Raw genomic sequence first — 13,650 nt, 5'->3', positions numbered from 1 at the left:
GGGTCAGCTCGTAGCGGGCGGACTGGTGGGTGGGGCTGCCTAGGTAGATCTCGTTGAGGGCGGTGAGGGATAGGCCCGAACTGCGGTCGTCTACCACAGCTTCGGCCATGGTTCGGTGTTCTTCGGCGGCACGGTGGTCGGCGACTGCTTGGAGCAGGTGGGCGCAGGCGCTTGGCCGGTGGCGGGTTAGGACGCCTAGGCCGCTGCCTGGGTTGGGGTCGATGCCTATGACGGGCTGGGTGGTCAGGTATTTGGCCACGTTGGCCACCAGGCCGTCTTGGCCGACCACGACTACGAGGTCCTCGGGCTCGAAGAGGAAGCGGTCCAGGTCCTCGCGCTCTACGGCTCCTCGGCGCCAGGCGCTGGGGATGGCGTTGGAGACGGTCTGCAGGGCGCGCTCGGAGGCGTCGAAGCGGGCGGCTACGGCGGACAGGGCGACCGAGGACTTGTGGCGCTTGGCCTGGAACTTTGCCTGCTCCCAGGTGCCTTGCTCGCGGACGATCTGCTCTCGTTCGGTTCGGCGGTGGACGACGACCACCCTGGGGGCGAGCGTCATGGGCGTCCGCCGCGGCGGACGGAGTCGGCGGAGGTCGCGGGCGTCATGACGCAGAACCGGAGCCGGCTGCGAGGGACGAGAGGAACGTGGTCACGACGTCCGGGCTGAGGTTGAGGGTGCCGATCTCGGGGAGCGAGCCGGCGAGGGACTGCGCGGCTATGGCGAGCAGGATGCGGGGGTCCTGGCCGGCGTAGGCGTGCATGCGGGCGGCCACCGCCGCCGCTTCGGCCTCGCCCAGTTCGCGGGTGTGCTCGGCGGCGGCTGCCGCGGCGATGCGGACGCGCTCTGCCTCGGCGGTGGCGGCGATCTTCACTCGTTCGGCGTCGGCTACGGCCATGATCTTCGCGGCCTCGGCGGCCTCCTGGGCCTTGCGGCGCTCGTTGGCGCCTTGCTGGGCCACGAGCTGCTCCTCGCGGGTGGCGAGCTCGATGCGGTTCTGCAGCTCGTTCTCGGCGATCGCCCGCTCCCGGTTGACGGCCTCGGCACGGCGCTCGAAGCCGGCGCGGTCGGCCTGCTGCTGGATCAGTTCCCTCGCGGGGGCGCGCAGGGCACGCTCTACGTCCGCTTCGGGGCGGATGGCGACGATGCGGGTGTCGACGATCTCGATGCCGGTCTCGGCCAGGCGGGGGTCGCCGGAGACGCCCTCGACGATGCGGGCGCGTACGGCGGCCGGGCCCTCGGCGAGGGCGTCGGCGAGCGGGAGGGAGGCGAGCAGCGAGAGGGCGTGCTGCTGGGCGAGCTCGGTGAGCAGGCCCGCCACCTGGTCGAGCGGCGTGCCCTGGGCGACGCCGGTCGCCGGGTCGAGGCCGAAGTCGAGGCGGCCCGCGGCCTTGACCGGGTCGGCGAAGCGGTAGGTGACCGAGCCCTGCACGGCCGCCTCCTGGAAGTCCGCGGTCCGGCCGCGGAAGACCAGCGGCAGCTCACGGTCGTCCACCGGCACCTCGGACAGCACGGTGCCGAGCGGGCGGAACCAGAAGGCCTGGCCGACGCCCTGGTGCGCGACCTTGCCGTGCTTGAGGTGCACGACGTGGGCGGTGCCGGTGCCGCGGTAGTGGTTGAAGAACGGGCGGTGGGTGATGTGCGCCATGCGAGCGGGCCCTCCCCGGATCGGAAGCGGATATGCACCGGCCGACCTCTGATATGAGCCCCCTGAGGTCGGCGGGTCGGGAGCGACGATACGGTACGGCACCCCTTATCGTCAACCTGACGAAAACGGGGGTGCGGGCCGAATCCGAGCACTGCCGCGGACCGGCATGTGGGCGCAGCCGCCGGTGGGAGGGGGTGGTCCGTAGACTGGCCGCCATGACCGCATCCCGGATCACCGCCGTCGGGCACTACCAGCCCGCCGAGATTCTGACCAACGCCGACCTCGAGAAGCTGGTCGAGACGAACGACGAGTGGATCCGCTCCCGGGTGGGGATCGAGGAGCGCCGGATCGCGCGCACCGAGACGGTGGCGGACATGGCGGTTCAGGCGGCGGCCAAGGCGCTGGCCGCCTCCGGGCGCACGCCGGAGGAGATCGACCTCGTCGTGGTCGCGACGACGACGGCGATCGACCGGTGCCCGAGCACCGCGGCGCGCGTCGCGGCGGCGCTGGGGCTGACGGCTCCCGGGGCGATGGACGTGAACACCGCGTGCTCCGGGTTCAGCCACGCGCTCGCGGTCGCGGACCACGCCGTGCGGGCGGGGGCGAGCAGGGCGGCTCTGGTGATCGCGTCGGAGAAGATGAGCGATGTCACGGACTGGACCGACCGCAGCACGTGCGTGCTGATCGGCGACGGGGCGGGAGCTGCCGTGGTCGAGGCCTGCGACGACGCGGACGCGGGGGTCGGGCCGGTGTTCTGGGGTTCGGCGCCGGAGAAGAGCCGTACGGTGCTGATCGAGGGCGACGTCCCGCGCTTCAGCCAGGAGGGCCAGGCGGTCTACCGCTGGGTCACCGGCGAGGTCGCCGGGCTGGCGCGGCGCGCGTGCGAGGCCGCCGGCGTGCAGCCGGAGGACCTGGCCGGGTTCGTGCCGCACCAGGCGAACCTGCGGATGATCGAGCCGCTGGCCCGGCAGCTGGGCATGCAGGACAAGGTCGTGGCCAGGGACGTGGTCACCTCCGGCAACACCTCGGCGGCGAGCGTCGGGATCGCGCTGTCCAAGCTGGTCGAGAGCGGCGAGCTGCGCAGTGGGGATCGGGTGCTGCTGTTCGGGTTCGGCGGCGGGATCGCGTACGCGGGGCAGGTCGTCCGCGTCCCGTAAGCCCCCATGCGCGCAACGGGTCGCGAAGCCCGCGGCGGGCCGTGAAGCCCGCAACGGGTCGCGAAGCCCGCGGCGCGCCGCCCCTGCCGGGGCGGGGTGGTCCGGGGGTAGATTCGGGCCCATGACCATCACCGCTCTCGGCGCGGACGTGCATCTGATCGACACCGCGATGTCCGGGTACTCGGGCATCACCGCCGCCTACGCGATCCTCGGCTCGAAGCCGTGCCTGGTCGAGACCGGCACGGCGACCAGCGCGAAGACCGTCGTGGACGCGCTCGGCTCGCTCGGCGTGGGGCCGCAGGACCTGGCCACGATCGTGGTCACGCACATCCACCTGGACCACGCGGGCGGGGTCGGCGATCTGGCCGCCGCGTTCCCCGGGGCGCGGATCGTGGTCCAGGAGACCGGCGCGAGGCACCTGGCCGATCCCTCGCGGCTGATGGCCAGCGCGCGCCGGGTGTTCGGGCCCGCGATGGACGAGATCTTCGGGGAGCTGCTGCCCACGGACGCGGCGCGGATCGACGCGATCGGCGCGCTCGGCCGGGTCGACCTCGGCGGCGGCCGGCATCTGGAGGGCCATCACACCCCGGGCCACGCGCGCCACCACCTCGGCCTGGTCGACACGGCCACCGGCGACCTGTACGTGGGCGACGCCGCCGGGCTCTACATCCCGCCGGAGGACGCCGATCCGGTCACCGGCATGGCCCCGGACGACCCGGACCTGGCCGGCACGATGCTGCCGGGTACCCCGCCGCCGGACTTCGACCTCGGACTCGCGATCGCCTCGCTCGGCCGGATGCGCAACCTCGGCGCGACCCGCCTGCTGTTCTCGCACTACGGGCCGATCACCCGGGTGGACGACGCGCTGGCCAGGGCGGACGAGGAGCTGCGGCTGTGGGTCGGCCTGGTGCGCGAGGCCCGCTCCGCGCAGCTGGACCTCGACCACGCGCTGGCGCTGGTGCGCGAACGGACCAAGGACCGGTACGCGGCGCTGCTGGCCCGGCCGGAGGTGGCCGAGAAGTTCGAGGCGCTCTCCTCGTCCGCGGCGAACATCGCGGGGATCAGCCGGTGGCTGGAGAGTCTGGACACCACCGCCGGGCACTAGTGTCCCGCGTCTTCGGCCTGGAAGCCGCGTCGGCTGGAAGAACACACCATAGAAAGACAGGGATCGAATCATGCTGGTCGCCTTCTCCGTCACGCCGATCGGTGCGGGTGAGGACGTCGCCGCGCCCGTCGCGAAGGCCGTCAAGGTGGTGCGCGAGTCGGGCCTGCCGAACCGCACCGACGCCATGTTCACCACGCTCGAGGGCGAGTGGGACGAGGTGATGGACGTGGTCAAGCGCGCCTGCGAGGCCGTGCAGGAGGAGGCCGGCCGGGTCAGCCTCGTGCTCAAGGCGGACATCCGTCCCGGGGTCTCCGACGCGCTCAACGCCAAGGTCGCGAAGGTGGAGGAGCTGCTCGCGCAATAGTGGCCGCACGCGCGGAACCGGAGCGGGCGCCGCGTCGTCAAACAGCTGAATCCGGCACGGGACCGGAGGCGGCAGGGAGGGCAGACGATGCGGCGCAGGCTTTGGCTCAGTGCCCCGCTGGCGGCGGCGCTGGCCGCCGGGATGCTCGCGGGGTGCTCTTCGGGGGACTCGGCGGCGCCGGTGGCGAACACCATGGTGCAGAACGCCGCCGGCATCACCGTCACCGCTGCCGCGTTGCGGCAGGCCGAGACGGGTTCGGAGGACTTCGGTCTCGCGCTGCTGCGCAAGCTCGGGGACGGGACGGACGGCAACCTCGTCTTCTCGCCGCAGACGCTCGTGGACCTGCTGGCGATGATCCTGCCGGGCGCGGGCGGGCAGACGGCCGCCGGTCTCTCGGACGCACTCGGCACGGCCGGGCTCGACGCACGGACCACGGCCGGCGCGCTCGGCAAGATCGACGCGACCGCGCGGGCCGACTGGAACTCGAACGCGAACACGCTCGAGGAGTCGAGTGACGTGTGGGCGGCCACCGACGTCAAGCTCGCGAAGGACTACCTGGCGACGCTCGACGGGGCATTCGGCGTTGGAGTGCACCAGACCGACTTCCAGGGCGATCCGAACGGCGCCACCCAGGCGATCGACGACCTGGTCGCGCAGGAGACGCACGGGTACATCACGAACCTGTTCAGCAAGGGCTCGCTGGACTCCACCACCCGGATCGTGCTCACCGACGCGGTGTATCTGAACGCCGCGTGGGCCGACAAGTTCGATCCGGACAAGACGATGAGCGCGACGTTCCAGCCGGAGTCAGGTCCCAAGCGGCAGGTGGCGATGATGAGCTCGAACGACGAGTTCGAGTACGCCTCGGGCAGCGGCTGGCAGCTGGTCGAACTGCCGTACGCGGGCGGGAGGCTGGCGATGGACGTCCTGCTGCCGGCTCAGGGCGCCGGCAGCCTCAAGGGCTTCCGCGACAGCCTCTCGACCGCGCAGCTCAACACGATGCTCGCGTCGATGACCAAGCAGCCGGTGCAGCTGAGCCTGCCGAAGTTCACGACCGACTACTCCCCCGACGACCTGAAGAAGTCGCTGAGCGCGCTCGGTCTCCACAGGCTGTTCGACGGCGCCGACCTGACCGGGATGACCGCCGACGGCGAGAACCTGCAGGTCACCAGCGTGGTGGAGAAGGCGCACATCGAGGTCGCGGAGAACGGCACGATCGCGGCGGCCGCGGCGGGCGGGGCGATGGCCTCGTCAGCCCGGGTGCCGGTCGGCGTCACCTTCGACGCCGACCATCCGTTCCTCTACGTCATCCGCGACGTCTCCACCGGGCAGCTCGTCTTCGCCGGCCAGACCACATCGGCCTGATACGCGGTCGGCTACGCGGCCGGGGCGAAGATGCCGAAGTGCGCGCCCTGCGGATCCTTGAGCACGCTGTAGCGCAGGTCGTCGCCGGGCACGGCGGTGGGCGGCAGCAGGACGCCCGCGCCCTCGCCGGCCGCCCGCGCGGCGATCGCGTCGACGTCGTCGACCCGGAAGTAGGGCTTCCAGTGCGCGGGCACCTCGGCCGCGGGTGCGGGCATCTGGTTGAGGTCGACCAGGCCGCCGAAGTGGGTGCCGCCGATGCTCCACTCCGTGTAGAAGTCACTCAGATGGGTGGACCAGCCGAACACGGCCGGGTAGAAGGACAGCGCCCGCTTCGGGTCGCGGGTGGACAGCTCGATCCAGCCGAGCGCGTTCGGGTCGCCGATGATGTCGGCACCGCTGAACCGGTTGGCCTGCCAGATCGAGAACGAGGCGCCCTCCGGGTCGGTGAGCACCCCGTAGCGGCCGAGGTCGAACACGTCCACCGGCGGCATCAGGGTCCTGCCGCCGTGCTCGGCCGCCTGCAGCGCGGTGCGCTCGGCGTCCGAGACGGACAGGCAGACGCTCCAGGCCACCGGCGTGGAGTCGTCGTACATCGGGGAGACGGCGGCCACCGGGGCGCCGTCCAGCAGGAACATCGCGTAGCCGCCGGCCTCGGGCCGCGGGTCGGTCTGCGCGTGCCAGCCGAAGACCGCGCCGTAGAAGGCCTTGGCGGCCTCCGGGTCCGGCACGCTCAGTTCGGTCCAGCACGGGGTGTGCAAGGCCGTGGTCCGCTGCTGCATGTTGTCCGACCCTTCCGCCGTCGTCACCGGGTTCCTCGAAAACCGTACTGGCGGCGGAGGGGCCGGACCTCGCTGAACTACGCCGTCGGGTTGACCGGCAGCAGCCGCATCAGCGCCGCCGCCACCAGGGTGATCGCGGTCAGCAGCAGCAGTGCGACGCCGAACGCCGCGGTGTACGCGGCGGCCGTCGGCCGCGCGCCGAGGGCGTCGAAGAAGACGATCCCGGCGAGCGCGATGCCGGTGGCGCCCCCGACCTGCTGCACGGTCGAGAGCAGCCCGGAGGCGGAGGAGGCGTGCTGCCGGTCCACCCCGGCCAGCACGACGCCGAACATCGGCGCGTACGCGAGGCCCATCGTCGCGCCGACGACGGCCATCGCCGGAGCCAGCCAGAGCACGCTGCGGCCCACGCCCGCCTCGTGCGCGGTGAGGTCGAGCAGCGCGTAACCGGCGGCCTGGCCGACGCAGCCGACGGTCATCAGCTTCCTGCCGAAGCGCGCCGCGAGCGTGCCGGAGCGCATCGAGGTGGCCAGGTACGGCAGTCCGACCGCGATGAACAGCAGCCCGGAGTCCAGCGCCGACATCCCGCGGCCCTGCTGCAGGTACAGCGCGAGCACGAAGAAGAACGAGGCGACACCGGTGTTGTAGACCAGCGCGATGGGCATCCCGGCGGCGAACGAGCGCTGCGTGAACAGCACCGGGTTGAGCACAGGCTCGCCGCCGCGGCCGATCAGCCGCCGCTGGTGCACGTAGAACAGGCCGAGCAGCACGGGCGAGGCGGCCAGGCACGCCCAGGTCCAGGCTGGCCAGCCGTCCTGGCGGCCCTCGACGAGCGGAAGCACGAGCGCGACCACGGCGAGCGTGAGCAGCAGGCCGCCGACCGGGTCGAGCCGGGTGCGGCCCCCGCGCGGCACGCTCGGCAGCGCGCGGACGGCCAGCAGCGCGGCGGCGAGGCCGATCGGCACGTTGATCCAGTAGATCGAGCGCCAGCCGAGCCCGAACAGGTTCGCCTGGATGAGCGAGCCGCCGATGAGCTGGCCGAACACGGCGCCGAGCCCGGCGGTCAGGCCGTAGCCGGTGAACGCGCGCGCCTGCCAGGCGCCGGAGAACGCCGCGCCGATCACGCCGAGGATCTGCGGCATGAACAGCGCCGCGCCGATCCCCTGCGCCACCCGCGCGCCGATCAGCACGCCCGGGTTCGGGGCGAGGCCGCAGGCGGCGGAGGCGGCGGCGAACACCAGCAGGCCGAGGACGAACATCCGCTTGCGGCCGAACAGGTCGCCGAGCCGTCCGCCGGTGACCAGCGCCGACGCCAGGGCCAGGCCGTAGCCGGCGACGACCCACTGGATGCCCGCGGAGGAGGCGTGCAGGTCGTGCTGGGTGTCCGGCAGCGCGACGTTGACGATGAAGAAGTCGAGCAGGGCCATGAAGACCCCGGTGAGCAGCACGATGAGGGTGAAGGGGCTGTTGTGGCGGGCGTCGGTCCGCTGGTCGGCGCCGGTCCCGCGGCGTAGGTCCGTGGTCGTCATACCGGCGAAGCTACGGAGCGGCGGCGCTGCCGGAATCAGTCACGGATAGGTAATCGGGGTCGGTGACCGGTCCCTGTCGCCGGGCGCGTCTAGACTCGAAATCATGCTGAGCGGACGGGATGCCGAGCTGGGCGCTCTTCGGGGGCTGCTGGCGGCGGCGCGGGCCGGGCAGGGCGGTTCGCTGGTGCTCAGCGGGCAGCCGGGGATCGGCAAGTCGGCGCTGCTCGAGGCCGCCTGCCCGAATTCCGACGGCCTCCGGGTGCTGCGCGCGACCGGGTACCCGGCCGAGTCGCAGCTTCCTTATGCCGGGCTGCACCTGCTGCTGCACCCGGTTCTGGACCGGCTCGACGTGCTGCCCGCCCCGCAGCGCGACGCGCTTGCGACGGCCTTCGGCCTGAGCGCGAAGGAGTCCGCCGAGCCCGCCGACCAGCTGCTGATCAGTCTCGCGCTGCTCACCCTGCTCTCCGAGCTCGCCGACACCGCCACCCCGATGCTCTGCCTGGTCGACGACGCACACTGGTTCGACCAACTCTCGCTCAGCGCCCTGATTTTCGCGGCGCGGCGGCTGGGCACCGAGAACGTGGCGATCGTGATGTCGGCCCGGCAGGGCTGCGCGCTGCTGGAGCGGTCCGGCCTGCCAGGGCTCGAAGTCAAGGGCTTGCCGGATGCCGCCGCGCAGGAGGTGATCGCCCTGCGTGCGGATCGGCCCTCCCCGGCGGCACGCGCCTGGATCCTGGCCCAGGCGCACGGCAATCCGCTCGCGCTGCTCGAGCTACCGGCCGTATCAGCGCTCGACTCCCACGGTGACGCCCAGCCGGTGCCCGAGCTGCCCGAGAGGCTGGTCGAGGCGTTTCGCGCGCAGATCGAGTCGCTGCCGCGCGAGACCCTCTCGCTGCTCAAGCTCGCGGCACTGGCCGACGGCCCCGAGGTCGACGCACTGCTGCGGGCGGCCCCGCTGTTCGGAGTGCCCGCCGAGGCGATCGGTCCGGCCGAGCGCTCCGGCGTGCTGCAGGTGAATCAGGGCACGTTCGGCTTCCGGCATCCGCTGCTGCGCAGCGCGCTGGTCGCGGCGACCCCGGTGCCCCGGAGGCTGGCCGCGCACCGCGCCTACGCCGGGGCGCTGACCGGACCGGAGGAGGCGGACCGGCGGATCTGGCACGAGGCCGCGGCCGCGACGGGGCCGGACGAGCGGCTGGCCGCCGAGCTGGAGCGCACCGCGGAGCGCGCGGGCCGGCGCGGCGGTCGCCCGGCGGCGATCGGCGCGTACGAGCGGGCCGCGGTGCTCAGCCCGTCGCCCGGGGATCGGCTGCGCCGCTGGATCCTGGCGGCCGAGGCGGCGACCGACCACGGGGACGCCGAGCGCGCCGAGCGGTGCGCGGGCAACGCGGAGCTCGTGCGCGCGGAACTCGCGGCGGCGGGTCAAAGCCTTGACGCGCAGACATGGATGAGGCTGGTCATCGCCTGCGCCACCGCGCGTTTCGAGCTCGGCGAGCTGCGCGAGGCGTACCGGATCGCGTACGCGGGCGCGCAGGAGCTCGGCCGCAACGGCGGACCGCTGGAGGCCGGCACGCTGCTGTGCCTGACGGTGGATCTGGCCTGGTTCCTCGGGGACCGCGAGGTCTCCGCGTACAGCGACCTGTTCACAAGCCTGTCGGGGGTCTCGCCGGAGCACCCGGTATACCTCGTCTGCCTCTACGTCGAGACCGCGATCATGCTCTCGCTGCGGTCGGATCTCGGGTTCCGGCCGGCCGACCTGGCCGTCGTGATCGACCGCGTCCGCTCATCAGGCCTCTATGCCGCGGGGCCGGTGATCACCCTGGGCTCGCTCGCGCCGATCATGGCGCAGGACGAGGCCGCGCTCGAACTGTTCGCGACGCTGCTGGCCGAGTGCCGCGAGCACGGCCGGATGGCCTGGTACAGCGCCTCGCTCGGCGCGCTCGCCCGCGTCCAGGCGCACCTCGGCCGCCTCGGCGAGGCGCGCACCTGCGCCGAGGAGGCGCTGGCGATCGCCGAGGCCGCGGGCCAGACGCAGTGGGAGAGCCAGGTCAGCGGTCTGCTGGCGTATCTCGCGGCGTCGGCGGGCGACGAGGAGCGCTGCCGCGAGTACGCGCGGCGGGCGCTGACCGACCTCGCGCCGACGGTCATGTCGCTCGGCGAATCCTGGGGCCGCTGGGCGCTCGGGCTGCTCGACCTCGGCCTCGGCCGTCCGGCCGCCGCCCTCGAACACCTGCGCGCGCTGGAGAACGGGCCGGCCGTGCATCAGCTCGCCGCGGCCCGCGCGCTGCCGGACCTGCTCGAGGCGGCCGTGCGCGCCGGGGACCGCGAACTGGCCGAACTGGCCCTCGGACGGCTCACGAGCTGGGCGGCCGGGGTGAAGCAGAACGCTGCGGACGCGCTCGTGCTGCGCGGCGAGGCGCTGCTCGCCGAGGACGACGAGTCCGCCGGGCGCGCCTTCACCGCCGCGCTGCGCCTGTACGTGAAGTCCGACCGCCCCTTCGACCGCGCGCGCACGCAGCTGCTGTGGGGCGAGCGGCTGCGCCGGGAGCGGCGCCGTACCGAGGCCCGCGCACCGCTTTCGGCGGCGCTGGAGACCTTCGAGCGCCTCGGCGCGAGCCCGTGGGCCGAGCGCGCGCGCCAGGAACTCGCCGCCAGCGGCGCCGGCGGAGAGCCGCCGCGCACCCGCGCCGACGCCGTCGTGACGCGCACGAACAGCCCGGCGCAGGCCGCGCTCGCCGTGCTCACGTCGCAGGAGGCTCAGATCGTCCGGCTCGCCGCGCAGGGCCTGTCGAACCGCGACATCGCCGCCCAGCTCGTTCTCAGCCCTCGAACGGTCGGCCACCACCTGTACAAGGCGTATCCGAAGCTGGGCGTCGTCTCCCGGGGGGAGCTTCCGGCCCTGCTCGGCACGCGCTGAGCCGCCGTCGAGGCATTCGCCGTTCAGCCGTTCAGCCGTTCAGCCGGAGGAGACGGTGAGCACCGCCCCGCCGATCTCGATGCGCCGGTTGCGGCTCGTGTCGCCGCTGCGCAGCGCGTCGAGGCAGCGCTCGAACAACTGCATCTCCGCCTGGTCGAGCACCGCCGCCGCCAGATCGAGCACCTGCCTGAGGCTCTCGTCGGTCAGCACGGCGGGCAGCTCGCCCGAGAGGAGGACGACCGACTCTCCGGTTGGACGACGCACCACTGCCGTGGTGGGTCCTCCCTGGACGACCAGCACCTAGGACTCCCTTGGATGGGTTCGGGCGGCGCGGCGAATGCTGCCGGCCCACGGGCGGCGAGGGCCGCGAGAGGGCCACACTGTATGTCGCCAATGTCGGTTACGCATATGCATCACCGAGTTCGCCATGGTTCGCTTACTGCCTGCGAGTGATGTGACTCGCCCTAACGAGTCATAACTCTATGGACCGCGGACCGGAAAACCCGTGGCAGCACGCGCTTTCCGGGCCGCTTACGGTCCACGGCGGGGTTTTCCGGACCCCGGCGTGTCCGTTGCGATCGGCGGAGATCCCGGCTACTGTCCAATCTCGTCGGACAGTCCGTCCGAACAGATTGGACACGAGCGCCGCCTCGGCGGCAAGGAGACTCCCATGAGCATGGACTTCAACGAGCTGGCGGCCGAGTCGGCGGAGCTGCTGCCGGGCCGCGAGGCGCTGGGCAAGCTCACCTTCAGCTTCACCAAGAACGTCACCAAGCACATCGCGGTGGTCGACGCTTCCAACACCTCCAACGTGGCGAACGTCTGGTCGCCGGGTGCCGAGGCCGAGGGCGCGGCCTCGCAGTCCATCAGCATCACCCAGTAACACCTGCGTGGCCGCGGACCGCCTCTCCCCCGGTCCGCGGCCGACAGGGCACGAACGGTGCGGCCGGCACCCTGATTCCCGGCCGGCACCGGGGCCGCGGCGACGCGGCCGCCGTCGCGCCAGTTCCGCGACTCCGGCACGCGGGGGCCTTCCGCCGGGCAGATCGCGATCCTCCCCCACTCCCCGCACCCCACGCGCGGGTTCCGCGGCGCCGCCTCCTCTCCCTCGGCGTCCGGAGCCCCGCCTCTGCTTTACGGCGACAACGATTTCGGGCTCGCGGTCGCCCCCTCGACCCCACCCCACGGTCCACGACCGGATCGATCGACCGAACAGAGGAGCAATCCCGATGACCACCGAACACGACTCCGCACCCCGCGTCGGCACCCGCCTCACGCGCCGCACTCCCCGCGCCTTCCGCGCCGGCGTGCTGGTCACCGCCTGCCTCGGCGTGGTCGGATTCGCGAGCGGCGCCGCGGAGGCGTACGCCGGGTGCGCCGTCGTCGCCGACAGCGCGCACGCCCTGGCGAACCCCGGGCATCCCACCGTGTTCCGCGACACCTTCGACGTGCACCAGCTCGGCGCGGTGACCGCCGCGGGCGCCCGCAACCAAGCCGAGGCGGAGTCGGTCGCCTGCCGGGCCTCGTCCCCGTGCCGTTCGATCTCGCTCTCCTTCCAGATCGTCACGATGGCCGGCGAGGACATCCACCTCGACGCCGTCAACCTCGGCAACTCGACGAACGTGCACTGCGACGGGTGCCAGACCCTCGCGGGGGCATACCAGTTCATCGTCTCGACGCCCCATCCCTTCTCGCTCACTTCGGACGAACTCGCACGGCTGCGCCGCATCCACGCGGAGCTGACCGCGCTCGGCTCGTCGACCGCGTCGATCGACCAGGTCAAGGCCGACGCCGACGCCTTGGCGGCGCAGGTCAAGGCCATCCTCACCAACGCCGCGGCGGCGGGCGCGGCGAGCACGCACACCGGCATGCGTCCGCTGACCGCGACGCAGCAGCCGCACGTGACGCTGCACCGCATGTTCGACCAGGGGTAGCGCACTCGCGTCAGTGCACCGGCTTCGGCCCCCATGACCGGCGATCCCGGTCATGGGGGCCGAAGCCGTCACCGGGTGCGCACGTGCCGCTCCGGGGTCACGCGCCACGGGTCGCACTGCTCGTGCCGGATCAGCCGCCGTTCGCCGCCGGCGGTGACGTGCATGCCGATCACGTCGCCGATCGGCTCGTCGCAGATGACCGTGTAAGAACCGTCGGGGTAGGTGACGGAGTGCCGCGAGCGCAGCTCGGCACGGGCCTCCGCCCAGGGAACCAGCGCGCCGGCCGCGTTCTCCCACCACGCGGCCGACTGCCGAAGTTGCCGGTTGACCGCCGTCAGGCTGGCCACCGCGCCCGAGAGCACCGCCGCCGCCACCACCAGCAGGCCGAGCAGGATCAGCGGAGCGTCCACCGTTATCGCCACGGTTCGCTCGGCTCTGACAGGTGCGCGGGACCGGCCGGCGACGGAAGCCCGCCGACCGCCCCGTAGGGGTTGGGCACGGCCCAGCGCCGGCCCGCGATGCTGATCGGCACCGTGGGCGCGTCCAGTTCCGAGGCGCGTGTCGGTAATCGGGCGTGCAGCTCCGTCCACTCCCAGGGACCGGTCTGCAGCCGGCGGGCGCGGAAGGTCTCGCCGGCGGCCGTCGCGAGCGCAGTGCCGTATTCGCCGAGGATCGCGGCCGCCTCGTTCGAGGTCACGTCGTCGGCCACCCGGCTGACGATGGTGCCGCCGCGGGTGATCGTGAAGTCCAGCGCGACGAGGGTCGGGTGCAGCCCGACGAAGTACGCCAGGGCCTGCATCGCGGAGATCTGCGAGCGGCCGGGCGCGGCGGGGGCGGGCGGCGAATCCGGTGCGACCGGGGTG

13 protein-coding genes and 1 pseudogene are annotated in these 13,650 nt (G+C 72.8%); 7 read left to right on the top strand and 7 right to left on the bottom strand.

Annotated elements, in window-relative coordinates; all coding sequences use genetic code 11:
- Window positions 1–556 (bottom strand): annotated as a pseudogene (locus KDK95_RS31285) (hypothetical protein); the annotation flags it as partial.
- 43 nt (window positions 557–599) lie between these two features.
- Window positions 600–1,643, bottom strand: coding sequence for an SPFH domain-containing protein (locus KDK95_RS31280; RefSeq protein WP_212521948.1), 1,044 nt, complete (start codon window positions 1,641–1,643; stop codon window positions 600–602).
- Window positions 1,644–1,858: 215 nt separating this feature from the next.
- On the opposite strand from KDK95_RS31280, the gene KDK95_RS31275 reads away from it, so the two are divergent.
- The 4 genes from KDK95_RS31275 (at window position 1,859) to KDK95_RS31260 (ending at window position 5,634) form a co-directional block, all read left to right on the top strand.
- Window positions 1,859–2,800: a beta-ketoacyl-ACP synthase III gene (locus KDK95_RS31275; protein WP_212521947.1), complete on the top strand. Its 942-nt coding sequence runs from the start codon at window positions 1,859–1,861 to the stop codon at window positions 2,798–2,800.
- A 121-nt stretch (window positions 2,801–2,921) separates the two neighbouring features.
- A complete protein-coding gene (locus KDK95_RS31270; RefSeq protein WP_249162175.1) occupies window positions 2,922–3,905 on the top strand; it encodes an MBL fold metallo-hydrolase in 984 nt (327 codons plus the stop codon).
- Between the two features lie 70 nt (window positions 3,906–3,975).
- Complete coding sequence (locus tag KDK95_RS31265; protein WP_212521946.1) at window positions 3,976–4,269, top strand: MTH1187 family thiamine-binding protein; 294 nt, start codon at window positions 3,976–3,978, stop codon at window positions 4,267–4,269.
- Between the two features lie 87 nt (window positions 4,270–4,356).
- The gene (locus tag KDK95_RS31260) at window positions 4,357–5,634 is read left to right on the top strand and encodes a serpin family protein (RefSeq protein ID WP_212521945.1); all 1,278 of its coding nucleotides are present in this window, start codon (window positions 4,357–4,359) and stop codon (window positions 5,632–5,634) included.
- 11 nt (window positions 5,635–5,645) lie between these two features.
- On the opposite strand, the gene KDK95_RS31255 is transcribed toward KDK95_RS31260, so the two are convergent.
- Together KDK95_RS31255 and KDK95_RS31250 are read right to left on the bottom strand one after the other, a co-directional pair.
- On the bottom strand, window positions 5,646–6,440 hold the full coding sequence (locus tag KDK95_RS31255; protein ID WP_212521944.1) for a VOC family protein: 795 nt from the start codon (window positions 6,438–6,440) through the stop codon (window positions 5,646–5,648).
- A gap of 50 nt (window positions 6,441–6,490) precedes the next feature.
- Window positions 6,491–7,939, bottom strand: coding sequence for an MFS transporter (locus tag KDK95_RS31250; RefSeq protein WP_212521943.1), 1,449 nt, complete (start codon window positions 7,937–7,939; stop codon window positions 6,491–6,493).
- Window positions 7,940–8,042: 103 nt separating this feature from the next.
- Between KDK95_RS31250 and KDK95_RS31245 the strand changes: the two genes are divergently transcribed.
- On the top strand, window positions 8,043–10,853 hold the full coding sequence (locus KDK95_RS31245) for a helix-turn-helix transcriptional regulator (protein ID WP_212521942.1): 2,811 nt from the start codon (window positions 8,043–8,045) through the stop codon (window positions 10,851–10,853).
- Between the two features lie 39 nt (window positions 10,854–10,892).
- On the opposite strand, the gene KDK95_RS31240 is transcribed toward KDK95_RS31245, so the two are convergent.
- Window positions 10,893–11,153, bottom strand: coding sequence for a hypothetical protein (locus KDK95_RS31240; protein ID WP_212521941.1), 261 nt, complete (start codon window positions 11,151–11,153; stop codon window positions 10,893–10,895).
- Between the two features lie 370 nt (window positions 11,154–11,523).
- On the opposite strand from KDK95_RS31240, the gene KDK95_RS31235 reads away from it, so the two are divergent.
- Together KDK95_RS31235 and KDK95_RS31230 are read left to right on the top strand one after the other, a co-directional pair.
- The gene (locus KDK95_RS31235) at window positions 11,524–11,736 is read left to right on the top strand and encodes a hypothetical protein (RefSeq protein WP_212521940.1); all 213 of its coding nucleotides are present in this window, start codon (window positions 11,524–11,526) and stop codon (window positions 11,734–11,736) included.
- 346 nt (window positions 11,737–12,082) lie between these two features.
- Window positions 12,083–12,787: a hypothetical protein gene (locus KDK95_RS31230; RefSeq protein WP_212521939.1), complete on the top strand. Its 705-nt coding sequence runs from the start codon at window positions 12,083–12,085 to the stop codon at window positions 12,785–12,787.
- 68 nt (window positions 12,788–12,855) lie between these two features.
- Here the strand turns inward: KDK95_RS31230 and KDK95_RS31225 are convergent, their stop codons facing one another.
- A complete protein-coding gene (locus KDK95_RS31225) occupies window positions 12,856–13,209 on the bottom strand; it encodes a hypothetical protein (RefSeq protein ID WP_212521938.1) in 354 nt (117 codons plus the stop codon).
- On the bottom strand, window positions 13,200–13,650 hold a 451-nt coding region (locus tag KDK95_RS31220; protein WP_212521937.1), incomplete at its 5' end, for a hypothetical protein. The genes KDK95_RS31225 and KDK95_RS31220, both read right to left, overlap by 10 nt.

This window comes from Actinospica acidithermotolerans, assembly GCF_018139625.1.
In the GTDB taxonomy this organism is placed as follows: domain Bacteria; phylum Actinomycetota; class Actinomycetes; order Streptomycetales; family Catenulisporaceae; genus Actinospica; species Actinospica acidithermotolerans.
The sequence above is the reverse complement of the archived record's forward strand: the minus strand, read 5'-3'. Positions and strand labels throughout refer to the sequence as shown.

Coding starts and splice junctions, on each gene's coding strand:
- KDK95_RS31280 (WP_212521948.1), bottom strand. CDS start 1,643: ATGGCGCACATCACCCACCGCCCGTTCTTCAACCACTACCGCGGCACC.
- KDK95_RS31275 (WP_212521947.1), top strand. CDS start 1,859: ATGACCGCATCCCGGATCACCGCCGTCGGGCACTACCAGCCCGCCGAG.
- KDK95_RS31270 (WP_249162175.1), top strand. CDS start 2,922: ATGACCATCACCGCTCTCGGCGCGGACGTGCATCTGATCGACACCGCG.
- KDK95_RS31265 (WP_212521946.1), top strand. CDS start 3,976: ATGCTGGTCGCCTTCTCCGTCACGCCGATCGGTGCGGGTGAGGACGTC.
- KDK95_RS31260 (WP_212521945.1), top strand. CDS start 4,357: ATGCGGCGCAGGCTTTGGCTCAGTGCCCCGCTGGCGGCGGCGCTGGCC.
- KDK95_RS31250 (WP_212521943.1), bottom strand. CDS start 7,939: ATGACGACCACGGACCTACGCCGCGGGACCGGCGCCGACCAGCGGACC.
- KDK95_RS31245 (WP_212521942.1), top strand. CDS start 8,043: ATGCTGAGCGGACGGGATGCCGAGCTGGGCGCTCTTCGGGGGCTGCTG.
- KDK95_RS31235 (WP_212521940.1), top strand. CDS start 11,524: ATGAGCATGGACTTCAACGAGCTGGCGGCCGAGTCGGCGGAGCTGCTG.
- KDK95_RS31230 (WP_212521939.1), top strand. CDS start 12,083: ATGACCACCGAACACGACTCCGCACCCCGCGTCGGCACCCGCCTCACG.